The sequence below is a fragment of the Desulfuromonas svalbardensis genome, from assembly GCF_055389415.1.
Window position 1 is genome coordinate 3,146,751 of sequence record NZ_AP042416.1, and the last position, 14,757, is coordinate 3,161,507.

10 protein-coding genes and 1 pseudogene are annotated in these 14,757 nt (G+C 44.9%); 7 read left to right on the plus strand and 4 right to left on the minus strand.

The window, feature by feature from the left end; genetic code table 11:
• The first annotated feature begins 472 nt into the window (after positions 1 to 472).
• From ACZ5KY_RS14055 to ACZ5KY_RS14070, 4 genes are all read left to right on the plus strand, one after another.
• Complete coding sequence (locus ACZ5KY_RS14055) at positions 473 to 646, plus strand: DUF362 domain-containing protein (protein ID WP_464244523.1); 174 nt, start codon at positions 473 to 475, stop codon at positions 644 to 646.
• A gap of 513 nt (positions 647 to 1,159) precedes the next feature.
• Positions 1,160 to 2,374, plus strand: coding sequence for a hypothetical protein (locus ACZ5KY_RS14060; RefSeq protein ID WP_464244524.1), 1,215 nt, complete (start codon positions 1,160 to 1,162; stop codon positions 2,372 to 2,374).
• A gap of 14 nt (positions 2,375 to 2,388) precedes the next feature.
• Positions 2,389 to 3,216: a cytochrome c3 family protein gene (locus ACZ5KY_RS14065; protein WP_464244525.1), complete on the plus strand. Its 828-nt coding sequence runs from the start codon at positions 2,389 to 2,391 to the stop codon at positions 3,214 to 3,216.
• Positions 3,217 to 3,248: 32 nt separating this feature from the next.
• Positions 3,249 to 6,059 carry a hypothetical protein gene (locus ACZ5KY_RS14070; protein WP_464244526.1) on the plus strand — a complete coding sequence of 937 codons (2,811 nt, stop codon included), beginning with the start codon at positions 3,249 to 3,251 and terminating at the stop codon, positions 6,057 to 6,059.
• A gap of 390 nt (positions 6,060 to 6,449) precedes the next feature.
• Here ACZ5KY_RS14070 and ACZ5KY_RS14075 read toward each other — a convergent pair whose 3' ends face one another.
• From ACZ5KY_RS14075 to ACZ5KY_RS14085, 3 genes and pseudogenes are all read right to left on the minus strand, one after another.
• Positions 6,450 to 7,526, minus strand: coding sequence for a GGDEF domain-containing protein (locus ACZ5KY_RS14075; RefSeq protein WP_464244527.1), 1,077 nt, complete (start codon positions 7,524 to 7,526; stop codon positions 6,450 to 6,452).
• Between the two features lie 195 nt (positions 7,527 to 7,721).
• Positions 7,722 to 7,871 (minus strand): annotated as a pseudogene (locus tag ACZ5KY_RS14080) (IS30 family transposase); the annotation flags it as partial.
• A gap of 36 nt (positions 7,872 to 7,907) precedes the next feature.
• Positions 7,908 to 8,972 (minus strand): GTP pyrophosphokinase, encoded by a 1,065-nt coding sequence (locus ACZ5KY_RS14085; RefSeq protein ID WP_464244528.1) that lies wholly within the window; start codon positions 8,970 to 8,972, stop codon positions 7,908 to 7,910.
• Positions 8,973 to 9,161: 189 nt separating this feature from the next.
• On the opposite strand from ACZ5KY_RS14085, the gene ACZ5KY_RS14090 reads away from it, so the two are divergent.
• Positions 9,162 to 10,433, plus strand: coding sequence for a tetratricopeptide repeat protein (locus tag ACZ5KY_RS14090; RefSeq protein WP_464244529.1), 1,272 nt, complete (start codon positions 9,162 to 9,164; stop codon positions 10,431 to 10,433).
• A 62-nt stretch (positions 10,434 to 10,495) separates the two neighbouring features.
• On the opposite strand, the gene ACZ5KY_RS14095 is transcribed toward ACZ5KY_RS14090, so the two are convergent.
• Positions 10,496 to 12,058: a sensor histidine kinase gene (locus ACZ5KY_RS14095; protein WP_464244530.1), complete on the minus strand. Its 1,563-nt coding sequence runs from the start codon at positions 12,056 to 12,058 to the stop codon at positions 10,496 to 10,498.
• A 553-nt stretch (positions 12,059 to 12,611) separates the two neighbouring features.
• Between ACZ5KY_RS14095 and ACZ5KY_RS14100 the strand changes: the two genes are divergently transcribed.
• Both ACZ5KY_RS14100 and ACZ5KY_RS14105 read left to right on the plus strand, forming a co-directional pair.
• Complete coding sequence (locus tag ACZ5KY_RS14100; RefSeq protein WP_464244531.1) at positions 12,612 to 13,853, plus strand: cache domain-containing protein; 1,242 nt, start codon at positions 12,612 to 12,614, stop codon at positions 13,851 to 13,853.
• A gap of 57 nt (positions 13,854 to 13,910) precedes the next feature.
• Positions 13,911 to 14,750: an ATP-binding protein gene (locus tag ACZ5KY_RS14105; protein ID WP_464244532.1), complete on the plus strand. Its 840-nt coding sequence runs from the start codon at positions 13,911 to 13,913 to the stop codon at positions 14,748 to 14,750.
• The last annotated feature ends 7 nt before the right edge of the window (positions 14,751 to 14,757 follow it).

The window sequence follows — 14,757 nt, forward strand, 5'->3', positions numbered from 1 at the left end:
AAAGATCCAATTTTGAGCTCTAATGGTCGATCAGTGGGCGGGTTGGAACCATCCGCAATATCAGCACCAACAAGCCGCCGATAAAACCATTGCTGAAGGGATTGAAACTGAAGAACAACTCCAATTTCTTCACCAAGCATGATGTGAAGAGGGGCAAGGATTCTATCTAGACCGACCGAAATCAACCATGGATATGCAACAGCTATTAGACAAATCAACAACCATACCTCAATGCAGCAATATAACTGCTCACCAATGGATAAAAAAGGCTTCGGTGATCACATTTACTGTTCGAATGCCAACCGTGAATTACTCAGCCTGTATACCTACACGTAAAATACTCGTCATTACAACGCATCCGCATGTCATCAGATAAATAGAACGAAACCTTGCACAACAGACTTTCTCAATTATACTTAATATTCTTTCACCCGTGGCCAACGAGGTCACCAACTTCTTAGAGGAGGATACAATGGGAACTCACTACATTATGGATGACTGCACCAGTTGCGGCGCTTGTGAAGACGTTTGCCCAGTGGAGGCCATCAGCGAAGCGGCAGAAATGTATGCGATCGAAAAAGAATCCTGCACGGATTGCGGCGATTGCGATGATGTTTGTCCCGTCGAGGCCATCAAGTGGGCTTAACCGTTCCTGACGTGTTTTAAACTGTTCATAGGCCGTTTGCAACAAATGCAAGCGGCCTATTTTTTATGATAATGCGATGAATATCCATTACTATTTCATAATTCAATCCATCTCAACTTTGCTCACCGATCATTGCAGATCTGAATCTGCACTTCAGACAATTTGAGAGACAAGAGCAACCTTCCCCCACTTGAAATATAAGAAATAACAACTTTATTTAACAACCAACATTGACAACCTCCTTTTCAGCAAATCTAATTAATAAAATCAAACCATCAAACATTAAGTACATTATTTCCTACCTATAATAAAAAAAACCACGCTAAAACACTAGACTTCACAGAAACGGTAAGCTACCGTTCATAATGTGTAATTTATTTTCACTACAAATCACTTGAAGTAAACAGTGAAGATACATTCCCAACATTAGAGAACAGTCTGTAACACTTAGGGAGGATGTTACGGCGGCTCTACTCGATATATTGTGCTCGAAAACTACGAAAGGGAGGCAGAATGAAGAGTTGGTATAGACTGTTACTCAGTATCGCTATCCTGTCAACGGTGGTGCTACCACCGAGTAGCGTTCTGGGAGCAACAGTCTCAGGAAGATCAAGTACTGAAATCGAATGGTACGATACTGGCGATGGTGAAACAGCCGTCCCATTTTATCAGTACCTGCTGCTCAATGTTCACGACATTGACGGCGCTGGCATGAACTTTCGCGGTTATGGCCGCGTAGCCGACGACTTAGCCGATGAGGCCGATGTGGATAGTCGACTCTATTATGGCTACATAGAGAAACAAGGGTTACTTGAGGACCTTGATGCTCGATTGGGTCGTCAGTTTATCTCAACCACAGCGGGGGCATCGATCATGGATGGCCTCTACCTCAACTACGGCGGCCTCGATGGCTTTGACATCACCCTCTTTGGTGGTGGCGATGTCTCATATTATGAGGGCTACAATGCTAAAGATTTGATCGTTGGCGCTGAGATTCGGCGCTCATTTTTTGAAGATCTAAACCTTGGTCTGTCCTATCTACAAAAATGGGACAACAGCGAACTCGCCAATGAACTTTTTGGCCTCGATGTTGATTACGACTACAAGGATTTGCTCCATATTTACAGTGAAGCTCAATTTAATTACCTCGCCGATACCGTCAGTTATTTTTTAGCTGGCACCAAATATCACCGCAGTGACGATTGGTCATTACGTGCCGAGTATCTTTACTCGTTGCCAGTATTCTCGTCTACCTCCATTTACTCAGTTTTCGCCGTCGACGAATATCAAGAACTATTTGTCGAGTACGAGCAGCGACTCGCTCCAGGCCTACGTGCCTTCGTAAATTATGCTCGGGAAATGTACGAGTATGATGCCGATGCTGACGTGTTTGAAGCAGGGATAGAAAAAATTCGTACGGGCCGTTTTTCTGGCTACGTGATCGGAACCTGGCGAGACGATCCAGATGGTCAAGATTTGGCTGGAGTCAAAGTTTATGCCGCAGCCACTATCACCAATAAATTCCAAGCAGGAATCGGTGCTCATATCGACGTTCTCGAGCGTTATCTCGATGAGGACGAAGATGAAACCACCAGTTCTCGGATCTGGGTTGACGGTACCGTCACCTTTAATCGCAAAATCAATCTACAAGCCAAGGTTGAACGGATTGAAAGCGATCTATGGGACGAGTACTACCGTGGCCGTGTCCGCTTGAACGTTCGTTTCTAGAAAAGGAGTCACATATGAAGCACAGTGTACAACTACTATTGACCGTTCTGGTCGTGCTGGTGACATCCACAGTCTGGGCGACGCCGTTCGATCACAATGACCACTTAAATATCCTGGAAGGGGGGCCCTGCCTCACCTGTCACGTTGAGGATGCCGCAACTATTATCCCTGACCAAAACGTCTGCTTGGAGTGTCACGAATGCGAATGGCTTCAAGAGGTCACCTTTGCTGGAACAAAGACTCACGGTGTAACCTGGGCTTTAAGTCATCGCGTTATCGCCAAAGGAAAGACCATTGATTGCTCAAATTGCCATCAGCAAAGTGACTGTCTCGATTGCCACAAAGCTGGTTTTGCCGATGAGATGGGCGAGTTCAGCAACAATATGAACAATATTCACCGCAGCGATTTTCATGTCAGTCATCCTATTGCGGCGCGTACCAATCCGCAACTGTGTACCAGCTGTCACGAAAATGCCTACTGTTCAGACTGTCACAACGATTTCCGCCGCACCTCACTAACAGGAGCGTCGCATCAACGTAGTTTCAGTAGCCTAACCATCAGCCCCAGCGGCCCAGCTCATGAGCAATTTACTGAGGGCTCATGTCAAACATGTCATCCAGACTCACTACTGCCTAGTCATAGCTGGACCACCAGTCATGCTCGCGAAGCACGTAAAAATCTGGTCACCTGTCAGGCCTGTCATCCTGAAGGCGATGTCTGTATCAAGTGTCACAGTGCCCGTACAGGCTTAGGCGTTAATCCTCACCCTAAAGATTGGGATGACATTGAAGGACGAATGTTGCGTGCCAGCGATGGTCGCACCTGCCGAAAGTGCCACTAATAAGCTTACTCACTAAATCATAGGAGGTAGGAATGAAGATTAAACAATGGTTTGCACTCTCCGCAGTGATCAGCAGCATACTGCTGTTGGCCGCTTGTGGAAGCAACTCTGGCTCAGGAGGCGATCAAACCGCAGGAAAAACTCCTGTTCAGATCATTACCGAAGCCGCTTTTGTCGGATCAACAAAGTGTCTTTCATGCCATGGTGACAAGTCCAACTGGGGCCACACACTCCACAAAGCTGTACTGAGAGCACCCAACACGTTTTCCCCTGCCCAAGCTAGAACTGAAACATTCTATGCTGACACAATCAACCACGGTATTCAATTATCCCTTGGCACCGCTGACGGTGGTTTGGATGATGCGGGAACCCCTGATGGTGAGTTCGTTGGCTACTACAGTGATGGCACATCATGGAAAACTCATTATGAGCTTGGTTTCGGGGACACGGCTGATATCGCCTCACTACCCGCAACGGATGGCGGTGGCACCTTCGAGAAAAAGTATGCGGCACAGGTCATCATGGTCGGTACTGATTATTACATCGAATTTACCAACCTCGTCGCTGTGGAAACAGCCCAATACCAGATAATGTTCACCTACGGTGGCGAGCGCAACTACAAACAACGCTACGTTCTCACTGGCGCCATGCTCGGTGCTAGCAAGCATATCTCACCACTGCAGTACAACGACAAGTGGGCAGGTTATGTTGATCCAATCAACCCCACTACGCCCGACCTCAATTACAAATGGGTTAACTACCACGCTGAACGCTGGTACGACCTCGGCGATGATGAGCTAGCAATGCCGGGATCAAAAGATTCCTTTGATGGTAACTGCGCCGGTTGTCACTTTACCGGTTATACCATTGCTAAAAATGGCGGCGGCGAAGAATATGCCGATGCCGTTGACGATATTAACGGAGCGGTTGACTTTGACGGCGACGGCTCAATGGATGAGATCAACATCGGTTGTGAAGCCTGTCACGGTGCTGGTAGTGAGCACGCGTCAACACAAAACCCAGCGTACATCGTTAACCCTGCGGATTTGGAACCAACCCAAGCCAACATGGTCTGTGGTCAATGTCACATTCGTGGAAAATCTGTCGACAGTTTTGTTGAATTTGCTGAAGCAACAGTTGATGCTCCAGCCAGAGCACCATTCCCAGCTAAACTGGATGCCAATGGTAACCTGATGAAATTCCGTCCAGGTATTGATGATCTGGCCGACTTCTACAGCTTTGACAGTGGTGCTGGAGATTTTGACGGCCAATACTGGGCAACAGAGCCATCGGGTGGGGACTATGTCGCATCAAGTTCACATCACCAGCAATATATCGACATGCTCCAAGGTCCTCATGCTGAAAATGGTATGTCTTATGACCCAACCTGCTTCAGTTGCCACGACAGCCACGATAACGGTTCAGTCGGTCGTCACCAAATTGTCACTACCGTTACTGAAGATAACACCGTGGTTAAAACCGCCAACGATGACAACTCGCTGTGTTTAGCCTGCCATGCTGGTTTTGGCATCTTCGCTGACATCACTGTTGAAGACGTCACCCAGATCAATGCCAACAGTGCCTTTAACAGCATAATGGACCCTGTTCAAGCGGCCGTTACCGCGCACACTCAGCACTACTATGATCCAACAAACCTAGACGATAGCAATGGTTCAAGTCGCTGTAGCAAGTGCCATATGCCAAAAACAGCAAAGTCGGCACTGCGCTATGACATCCATGCTCACACATTCGAGATCATTCAACCTACGGCCTCAATGTCAATGGCAGCAACAGACGGCGTTCCTAATAGCTGTAATGCTTGCCATGAAACAAACAATGACGATGTCGCCTTAGGTGCACTACAAGATGCCTACGAGGCTAAATTCGCGGCAACACCAACGAATACCTACTTTAATCAATGGGCCACCAGTGGTCATGCTGACACCACAGGTGAGGCACTAAACCACTGGAACGAAGATGGTTCAATTTCAACCTCATGTGCTAAATGCCATGCAAAAGATGGCTTTATCGACTTCGCTGACGACGGCAGTGTTGATATGGCAGCACGACTTGGTACCACCATCTCCTGCGGTGCCTGTCACACCAACGGTGACAACGCGATGCTGTTCACCGATCCTGTGACCCGCTATGCAACTCAGGTTGCCACAGTAGGAACAGGTTCTCTCGAAGCGATTGTCTTCCCCTCTGGTGATATCGCTAACCTCTCTGATGACAGCAACATGTGTATGGCATGTCACCAGGGTCGTTCGTCAAAATTAACCGTTGACGCTGCAACAGCAGGCAGTGATGGCACATTCCGATTCACCAACATCCACTATTTTGCCGCTGCAGCCAGCTTCTTCGGTACAGACGTACAAGGTGGTTTTGAGTACACAGGACAAACTTACGATGGTGAGATGGTCTTCCCTGGTGCCCATGGTGGCGCAGGCTACACTACCTGTGTCGGCTGTCATATGGGTGGCAGTGAAGGTCCAGATAACCATAACTTCATGCCACAGGTCAGCGATTGCTCTGGCTGTCATACCGTTGGCGCCGGTGGTGCGTTTGTTGATCTAGGTATTGGCGTCAGTACCAGCAACACAGAGATTCAGAACTTGAAAGCTCAGCTGTTGTCAATTCTTGAGGCGGGTGGAGTTGTACCACTGTCTGGTTATCCATACTTCAGCAACATCACCACTAAGGCATTGTTGCAAGGTGCCTACAACTGGCAAGTTGCCGACAAAGATCCGGGCGGTTACATCCACAATCCGAATTACATTCGCCAGATCTTGTTTGATTCCATTACTGACCTGGGTGGAACACCAGTAGCTGTTCGCCCATAACCAACGCCTAATCAACCAATAACCTTTAACAACAAAGCCCTCACTTCGGTGAGGGCTTTGTTTTATTCAGTTTTCTTAAGGTTTTATATAATTAATCACTTCAAAGTCAATGTTTGCGTCTTTGACGCTAGTTTTAAATATAGGGAATGTTCCACGCTCTTTGTACAGTTCAAACAAATTGTTTAGGCCTTTCGGGGTTGAATCTTATGTTTTCCATAAAGCCATCTTCTTTTATACAATACCGTCTTTGTTTGTTCCTGACACGTAAGTTATCTTTGAATTCACATCCTCAGAATTCACTTATTACGAGGTCGATATATCACATCAATAGCAAGCAGAAAGGAGTCGCGATACAAATCCTAAGCGTTCGCTGCACAGGTTAAGTAAAAATTAAACAATAGGAGCGTTTGACGAAGGAGCGTTTGACGAAGGAGAGTTGAAGACATAGCGGTTCTTACCTTGATGTTTGGCTTCGTACATCGCTGCGTCAGCAAGCCCTTTAACATGTGAGATATCATCACCTTCATCGGGGTAAAAACTGATCCCGACACTTGCGGTAATCAAGCTATTACTATCTGATTCGTCGTGAATTTTTTTCAACATCCCGTTACAGAACAATTCAACTTCCGCTTGATCTTTATCCCCAGCACAAATAATAAATTCATCTCCACCGAGTCGTCCAGCGATCACATCATCACAACATTGATGCTTTAGAATTTCGGCAACTCGGATCAAGACCTCATCGCCTTTCTTATGCCCATAGGTATCATTGACCTTCTTAAATCCATCAAGATCCATAATCATGATGGCTAAACCATTATACGTATCAACAAATCGCATTAATTCACGATCGAAAAAAGAGCGGTTAGCCAATTGAGTCAAATTATCATAATTTGCGATCTGTTCAGTTCTCTCCAAAGTCTCGCTCAATTTTTTCAAACTACGATGGAGTCGCCGAACAAGAACAAAAAAGTAGAGTGGCACGAGTAAAAAGGCTACCAACCATCCAACACATTGGTAAGGTTGAGCGCTCCAGTACGGCGAATAATTGCAGATTAGGCTCCAGTAAACTGCTGTGACTAACATGGCAACGTTAGAATATGCCGTTCCATAGCGGATGCCATAACCAACGATCAGCCACAAAAATACCGCGGGGAAAATTGCGGATAGTTCACCAGCAATGATAAACATAAAAGCAGTAATGGAGAGGTCAGTAAAAATTGAAAGATAACGACGAACCGTACAGTGCCGACAAGGAAAGTTTCTGATATAAAACAGATAGACAATGGACCAACAAAAAAATGTCGCCATTGCTACATACTGCCACGTCGTTGCAGGGGCAAGTCCAAGCGAAGGCGCTATTGCCATAACAACAAGCACGACAAGTACAAAGCCTATTCGTATTCGAGCTTGTACTATTTCTTCTAAAAATGAGGGCTGTTCCCTGAACGAAATAGAATTAGACATCAAACTCCTTCGACGCAACGGGAGGATAGTTCCAATCTAAATAACATTATCCACATCAATATTAACACTAATTATAAATTCAAGCCATCGTTCCACCAAAAGACAACCAGCCAACAAGATGAACTTAGAAGGTTAAAATCTGACCTGCGGCGTGTCACTGAGTAGCGTGAAATATTAAAGGAGGCCGCTGATGATTCAATTGGTCAACGCAACACTTTCCCAAAACTTATCTACAGGAGTTCGGAATCCCAACGTTTTACGTGGTCTTTGGTTTAACCGCATAGCAACAAGTTTCAATTCAGCTTGTGAATATCCTGAAAGATCAGTCTTCTTCGGGAAATATTGAGTGTTTAAGAAGATAGTGGGTTGCCAAAGTAGGAATCACTTGCTACACCAACCGTCAAAACGTTCGCGAGGCCATTTGGATAAAACTCGCTCAAATGTTTCGGGTTGATAAAGATATAAACAATGGCGAATCATAGTGTACGGGCTGAAAGTATTTTCGGGATTTTCTAGCATGAATTCGTCGCGATATTCTCTCACAATTTTTAAATTTTCAATCAAGCTCTGATGCAAATCTGATTTTTCAAACGTTGGATCAGCTTTAAGTATCACCTGAACAAAATTATCGACCCGGTGGTCTTCAAATTCAAAATCATTAAAAAAATGGCCAGCCACACGCAAAAAGCTAAAGACGTTGATCGCTTTTTCAGTGGCAGGGCTTGAGGTGGTATCGAAAGCGCGGCCATCCCCCATTAGAGACTCACCAACAGGGGACACCGTCTCCTGTTGTATCAATTGCATGGTCGCGTTACGAATCTCCTTAAACTCGCGATCCGCAAGTTCAAACAAGGCCGACAAGACATTGATACGACGTTTAAGATTGTTGGGAATTGATTTTTTGTATTTTATTTTGTGATCAAGAACACTCCACGCATCTTGAATCAATGAGCGGATCTGCACTTCGCAAAACTGATCAGCGACCCCTGAATATTGTACCGAAGCGGCCATCTCGTCACTGCAGGCCATATCCATGTGCAAGCCTTTATAACCGAAGAGATCTTCCGTACTTTCAATCGCAGCAATTTTATCTGTTACATCAATGATTTTGAAGTGACTTTTCAACACCTCCGACACCGCTGAGATCTCATCTTCATAAAGACAGACGATGCGTATCCCAATTAAATCAGACAGGTAACTTTTAATCTCATAGGCGTGATCATCAGCCTCCAGTTTACTGAGATATTTACGCTGAAACTTTTTTATGCACTCCTCTTTATCTTTAACCCGACCTTCCACTTTTGTTACTTCAGCGACGTTTGGCTGAACCAACAGATCATTAATCGCCTTGATATAACCATTCTTGGCCTCTTCAAACAACGAGCGATTTTTATCGTAGAACAGCCTAAACTTTCGTTTTTCAAGTTCGAAATCAAGTGAGGGCAAAACAAACTCCTTTCTTAGGCCGAGCAGAACAAACACCGCCTGGTCGCGTAAAATCACCAACAACGGGGTACACTATATCACAACAATTAGCTCTAGCTGAGAAAACCATGAGAACCTTGCACTTCTCTCGCAACAGCATTAAAGTAAGCGCTTCATATCAATTACTCACAGATAAAGGAACCCCTCATTATGGGTCTATTTAGCCGTCTTTTCTCCAAACCGAACGATATTACTGCGCTGCGTAAAGCGATGACTCAACAGCGTTATGCCGATGCTCTGCTGATTATTGACGAGATTGACCAAACAGAATTAAGCACTGATGAGTGCAGTGAGATTCAAACCCTTGCGACCAAGGCAGGTGATACGCTGGCCCAAATGAATTTAGATGAAGGGTTGTTTTTGCTACGTGACGATCAACAGCAACGTGCTATGGATCATTTACAGCTGGCCCAACAGCAAGCCGTTTCACCTCAGCTTCAAGTTCGTATTGATGAGGCACTGAGCAAAATGGACAACGTTGAACCTATTACTCCTGCCGCTGCAAGTGACTGCAGTAGTTGCTCAAGTTGTGGGCCAAAGACTGATAACGACCCAACTCCGTTGGATGAGGCGGATCATCCTGATTTTGCCTCGCAATTGGATCTTATTTTGGTGAGTTACCCTGAAGCGTTGGCCGAACGCTATCAAAATAAAAGCGTGGCCTTTCAACAGGCTTTGTTATTGGCTCATCAAGGTGATGAGGTTGCAGCACTGAAACAGTTTGAGCAGATTGGCGCAGATGAACGCGATGATCTATATGATTTTGAAGTAGGTTCGATTTTAGGTCGGCAGGGTTCGGTGGCAAAGGCGTGTTCATCTCTGAAATCGGCTTTACAGAAAAACCCAAGTCACTTGTTAGCCGTTGAAACATTAGTAATATTGTTGATGGCGCAAAGTAAGCACAAAGAGGCGACTCAACTCATTGAGCAGATGTTGGGAAAGGACCAAGATCCTGCATTTTGTCATGCTCAGTTAGCTTCAATTCATCACTTGCAACAGAATAACGACCTTGCCCTCGATCACGGTAAGAAGGCGATTGCCTCGGGTCAAAATGACCCACGTATTGTATTGATGACGGCAATGCTGCTGGAGAAAAAAGGGGAGCTAGAAGAGGCCGAGATGCTATACAGCCAACTACCAAGTGGCGGTGGTTGCGGTGGCGGAATCAACCTTTACTTGGCTGAGTTTTTACTCCGCCAACGGAGAGAACTGCGCAAACTCATTGATGTTTTTAATGGTGCTTGCCGCACCGAACCAGATAACCCGCGTTGGCAACTGCGCGTGGCTCAAACTTATTTGGCACGCGGTTGGGACAAACAAGGTCTGAGCCTGCTCAAAACAGTGGTCAATGACTCGCGGCTAACGGATGACCTGCGTCAAGAGGGTAAAACATTGCTGGATCAATACAGCAAGTCTGCGTAACAACAAAGTGAGTAAGCTTCATCGCTAAATCAATTCAACATATCACCAATCATTCAGTTGCCCTATTCCTTCGCTAATGAGATGGGCAACTGAATCGCAAATGTTGTCCCTTCATCAATCTTGCTGTGTACTTCAATGGTGCCGCCATGGTTTTTCACGATCCCATAAGAGATCGAAAGCCCTAACCCTGTCCCTTTTTTACGCCCCTTAGTCGTAAAGAACGGATCAAAAATATTCTCCATCACCTCATCACTGATCCCTGCACCGGTGTCAAGAACTTCGATCTCCACGAAATCACCCTGACGCGAACTTGTGATCCATAAAACGCCACCATCTGGCATCGCTTGTCCAGCATTGAGGACAATGTTCATGAACACTTGCTCAATCTGTTCGGGATCGATCTCACAGGCGGGCAAATCCTTCTCATAGTTTCGAATGATATTCACTGCGGCAAGGCATGGTTGCTTGCTGATTAACGTTAACGTATGATCCATCACTCGATTTACACAGTCATAGCGCTTCTCAAGGACCGTTTCATGTGATGCTTTAAGGAGATTTTGAACAATGCGAGCACAGCGTTCTGTTTCACCGACAATCATCTCCAGATCTTGTTTTAGATCGGGATGCAAACGGGGATCGTTTGCTGCCATGGATGAAAAGGTGAGAATTCCCGTCAGTGGATTGTTGATCTCGTGAGCAATGCCTGCGACCAACTCCCCCAATGAGGCTAGTTTAGCCGACTGTACCAATTTTGACTGCATTTTCTTGATCTCTTTAGCGCGCTCCTCAACTTTAAGCTCTAAGGTGTTTCCCCAATCTGTCAATTCATCGTGAGCTACTTCCAGGTTGTAAGTCATATCATTAAATGCTTCGGCTAATTCGCCAAATTCATCGTTGCGCACCCGTTCAACACGGCTGCCCAAGTCACCACGAGCGAGTGCACGCGTATGTGCAAGGAGTTCAACGACCGGACGATTAATCAGTCGGTCAATCAAGAGATTGAGAAAAATAGCCAGCGTCAGAATCATACCAACAGTAAAGACTATGACACCATTGCGGGCTGAACGCACCTGGGATTCCATTTGTTCTAACGATATATGAATATCCAAAACACCAATGATTTCAATCTCTTCTGGATGAGCATGACAGTGCGCCGTGGAGCAACTCGAATTATTCATGAGATCTTTGGTCACACCGAGGACTTTATTTCCCTCGGAGTTAGTAAAAGTACGCGTATGAAGCGCAAGCGGATTCTCCATATTGACTGGACTTTGGAAATGGCATCTATTGCAGCCCTCAGCGTTTGAATCAAGGAACGTTCCCTCTTCGTTTTTTGCTGTTGAAAAACTGATTAAGCCACTGTGATTGAAAAAACGGATGGTTTCAATCCCCTCCTGAGAACTAATCTCCTCAATCATGTGATAAGCACGTTCGTGATCATCTTCGAGCATATGATAGTTTACTGAACGGATAATGGTTTCACTCAGGATATCGGCATCGGCAATGGCCTCATTGAGGTACATCTTCTCTACCGAGGTGATACATAGATAGGCAAACACGATCATCGTCACCAACAGGATCAAAGATCGAGTAACCGTTAGTTTTGTCGCTAACTTAATTTTCACATGCACTCCAGTATCGTAAAACAACCGAGAACGAACTTTCTTTCGTAAACTATCTTGCCTGTCAGGTTTCTACGAGTCAATGACAATTTTCAGCCCTACCCTTTTCAGATCAACCGCCAACATGGTGTCCTTAACGACAGCGTGACTGTGATTCATGTAATCGGCATATTTCCCTCAGCCTTATATATTACAGTGCAAAAGCAACAAAAGTACCTGCTCATATCTTTATTTTTCTGGGCGGAAACATTACTCACCATTTGACTCTGAGCCAAACTAATCATATTATAAATAAAGATTAATACAGTTACGTGACAACACTCGATCTTTATTTTTACGACAAAGCAAACAGTGATGACATAGATGAGTGGATTTCTATCGACAGCACAGATAAACGAAAGATCGTTGCACTGGAATAATTGGACAATATAGACCGACAACCTGCGAGTATACATTGGCTTTATTTACCCAGACTTATGCCATTACTGCAACAATCACTCGAGGTGAACTGAAACAAGATGGCGCGAACCCTTCACCAGAATAAAAGAGGCTAACAATGAAGAGCAAAAAGGAAAAGATCATACTGCTCTTACTGACCTTCGTCGTTATATCTGTCTGTCTATTCTTTGTTTTAAATGCAAGAAAAACATATAACCAGCAACAACACCTACAGCTCATCACCGAGCAGTACCAGCGCGCCTACAACACCATTTATGATCATTACCACGATCTATCCAAAACTTTGGCACTGGGTCTTATCAAACGCTACAACATTCCCGCGCTGTACCAACAGCTTATTAGCGCCGATGAAGCAAAAAAAGATCAATTGCGGCAAGAACTACTCCAGCGCATTAGGCCCCGCTATGAAGATTTAAAACAGGGGGTAAAAGTACGTCAATTTCAATTTCACCTAGCCAACAATGAATCGTTTTTACGTCTCCATCATCCCGAGAAATTCGGCGACAACTTAACACAAATTCGCCCTACCGTTGCTTTTGTTAACCGCGAACATAAGCCGCAACACGGCTTTGAAGAAGGTCGACTATTTAACGGCTATCGGTTTGTATACCCCATTACGGCCAAAGATAAAACACACCTCGGAAGCATGGAGATTTCGTTTGGCCCCGACGCCCTAACTGCAGCAATGATGAAACAATATTTTGTTCTCAGCAATTTTTATATTAACGAAGCCATTGTACTAGATAAAATTTTTCCGGGTCAGTTGCAGAGGAACTACGAAAAATCACATCACGAAGGCTATCTATATGACAAAGGGGTCTTAGCAGAACTTAAAAAAATATCGCGAACACGGACAGTAGAACTCAAACCAGAACAAACCATCATAGACAAGATCGGTACCAATGCGAACTCTGGACAAGCAATGTCAGTTTATGCACCCTCTATCGATGTGGTGTTTACAACCATACCCATTATCACGCCAGTAACAAAACAGATGGGGGCATTTTTTACCGTACGTAGTCACTCTGATTTTTTTGCAAATGAAAACTATCATTTTCGAATTGTATTCTCGTTAAGTATCTTTCTTCTCGCTTCGGCATTGATCGCTTTCTATCTTCAATCGAGTAAAAACAAGTTACAAGAACAAGCGCGACAGACGTTACAAGCCACCAACCAGCAACTTGAATCCGCGATTAAATCGGCAAGATCGATGACACAACAGGCTGAAGCAGCGAATCAAAGTAAATCGGTATTTCTGTCTAACATGAGTCATGAATTACGCACTCCACTGAATGCGATTCTTGGCTACACCCAACTTTTTGCTAATGACTCATCATAGTCGGCGAAACAACATAGTGGCATTAAAACAATACACCGCTCAGGTGAACACCTACTGATGCTGATTAATGACATTCTTGATCTATCAAAAATTGAAGCAGACAAAATGGAACTGGTCGTCACAACATTTCGACTGCCTGAGTTTTTACTTGAAGTTACAAAGATCATAAAAGTACGAGCACAAAGCAAAGGGCTAGAATTTCGCTATCAACCACAGGTTACATTGCCTGCAATCATTATTGCTGACGAATTACGGTTGCGGCAAATCATCTTAAACCTCCTCTCTAACGCAATCAAATTCACCCAATTTGGCCATGTAACATTACGGGTCGAGTCAAACGAGCTTACAAACGAGCGCGTACAACTGATAATATCGGTTGAAGATAGTGGTATGGGAATCTCAGCTGCGATGCGGCAACATGTTTTTAATGCCTTTCAACAAAGCGGTGACCGTTTAAAATATGCTGAAGGCTCGGGTTTGGGCTTGGCAATTAGTCAAAAGTTAACCAAACTCATGGCCGGTGAGTTGTTGCTCAACAGTCCACTAACGACACAACATAGTGCTAATGAAGGGCCAGGGAGCTGTTTTTCATTTACCATCGAAGTACCTGTTTTCAAGACAACTTCTCCACGAGAGGATGAAGAAAAAGAAATTGTAAAGGGTTATACCGTGAGTGATGGTGGGCGACGAAGGATTCTTATCGTTGACGACGAGTTGTCGAATCGAATGGTTCTACGCGACACACTTCAACCACATGGGTTTATCACCGAGGAGGCAAAAGACGGCTGTGAAGTTTTGGCGGCCTGTCATAGATTTTGGCCCGATGCGATTTTAATGGACCTGCAAATGCCAAAGATCGACGGATTTGCTGCCACAGTTGAACTAAAAAGGTCATAACGCTTTT

Coding starts and splice junctions, on each gene's coding strand:
- ACZ5KY_RS14055 (WP_464244523.1), top strand. CDS start 473: ATGGGAACTCACTACATTATGGATGACTGCACCAGTTGCGGCGCTTGT.
- ACZ5KY_RS14060 (WP_464244524.1), top strand. CDS start 1,160: ATGAAGAGTTGGTATAGACTGTTACTCAGTATCGCTATCCTGTCAACG.
- ACZ5KY_RS14065 (WP_464244525.1), top strand. CDS start 2,389: ATGAAGCACAGTGTACAACTACTATTGACCGTTCTGGTCGTGCTGGTG.
- ACZ5KY_RS14070 (WP_464244526.1), top strand. CDS start 3,249: ATGAAGATTAAACAATGGTTTGCACTCTCCGCAGTGATCAGCAGCATA.
- ACZ5KY_RS14075 (WP_464244527.1), bottom strand. CDS start 7,526: ATGTCTAATTCTATTTCGTTCAGGGAACAGCCCTCATTTTTAGAAGAA.
- ACZ5KY_RS14090 (WP_464244529.1), top strand. CDS start 9,162: ATGGGTCTATTTAGCCGTCTTTTCTCCAAACCGAACGATATTACTGCG.
- ACZ5KY_RS14100 (WP_464244531.1), top strand. CDS start 12,612: ATGAAGAGCAAAAAGGAAAAGATCATACTGCTCTTACTGACCTTCGTC.
- ACZ5KY_RS14105 (WP_464244532.1), top strand. CDS start 13,911: ATGCTGATTAATGACATTCTTGATCTATCAAAAATTGAAGCAGACAAA.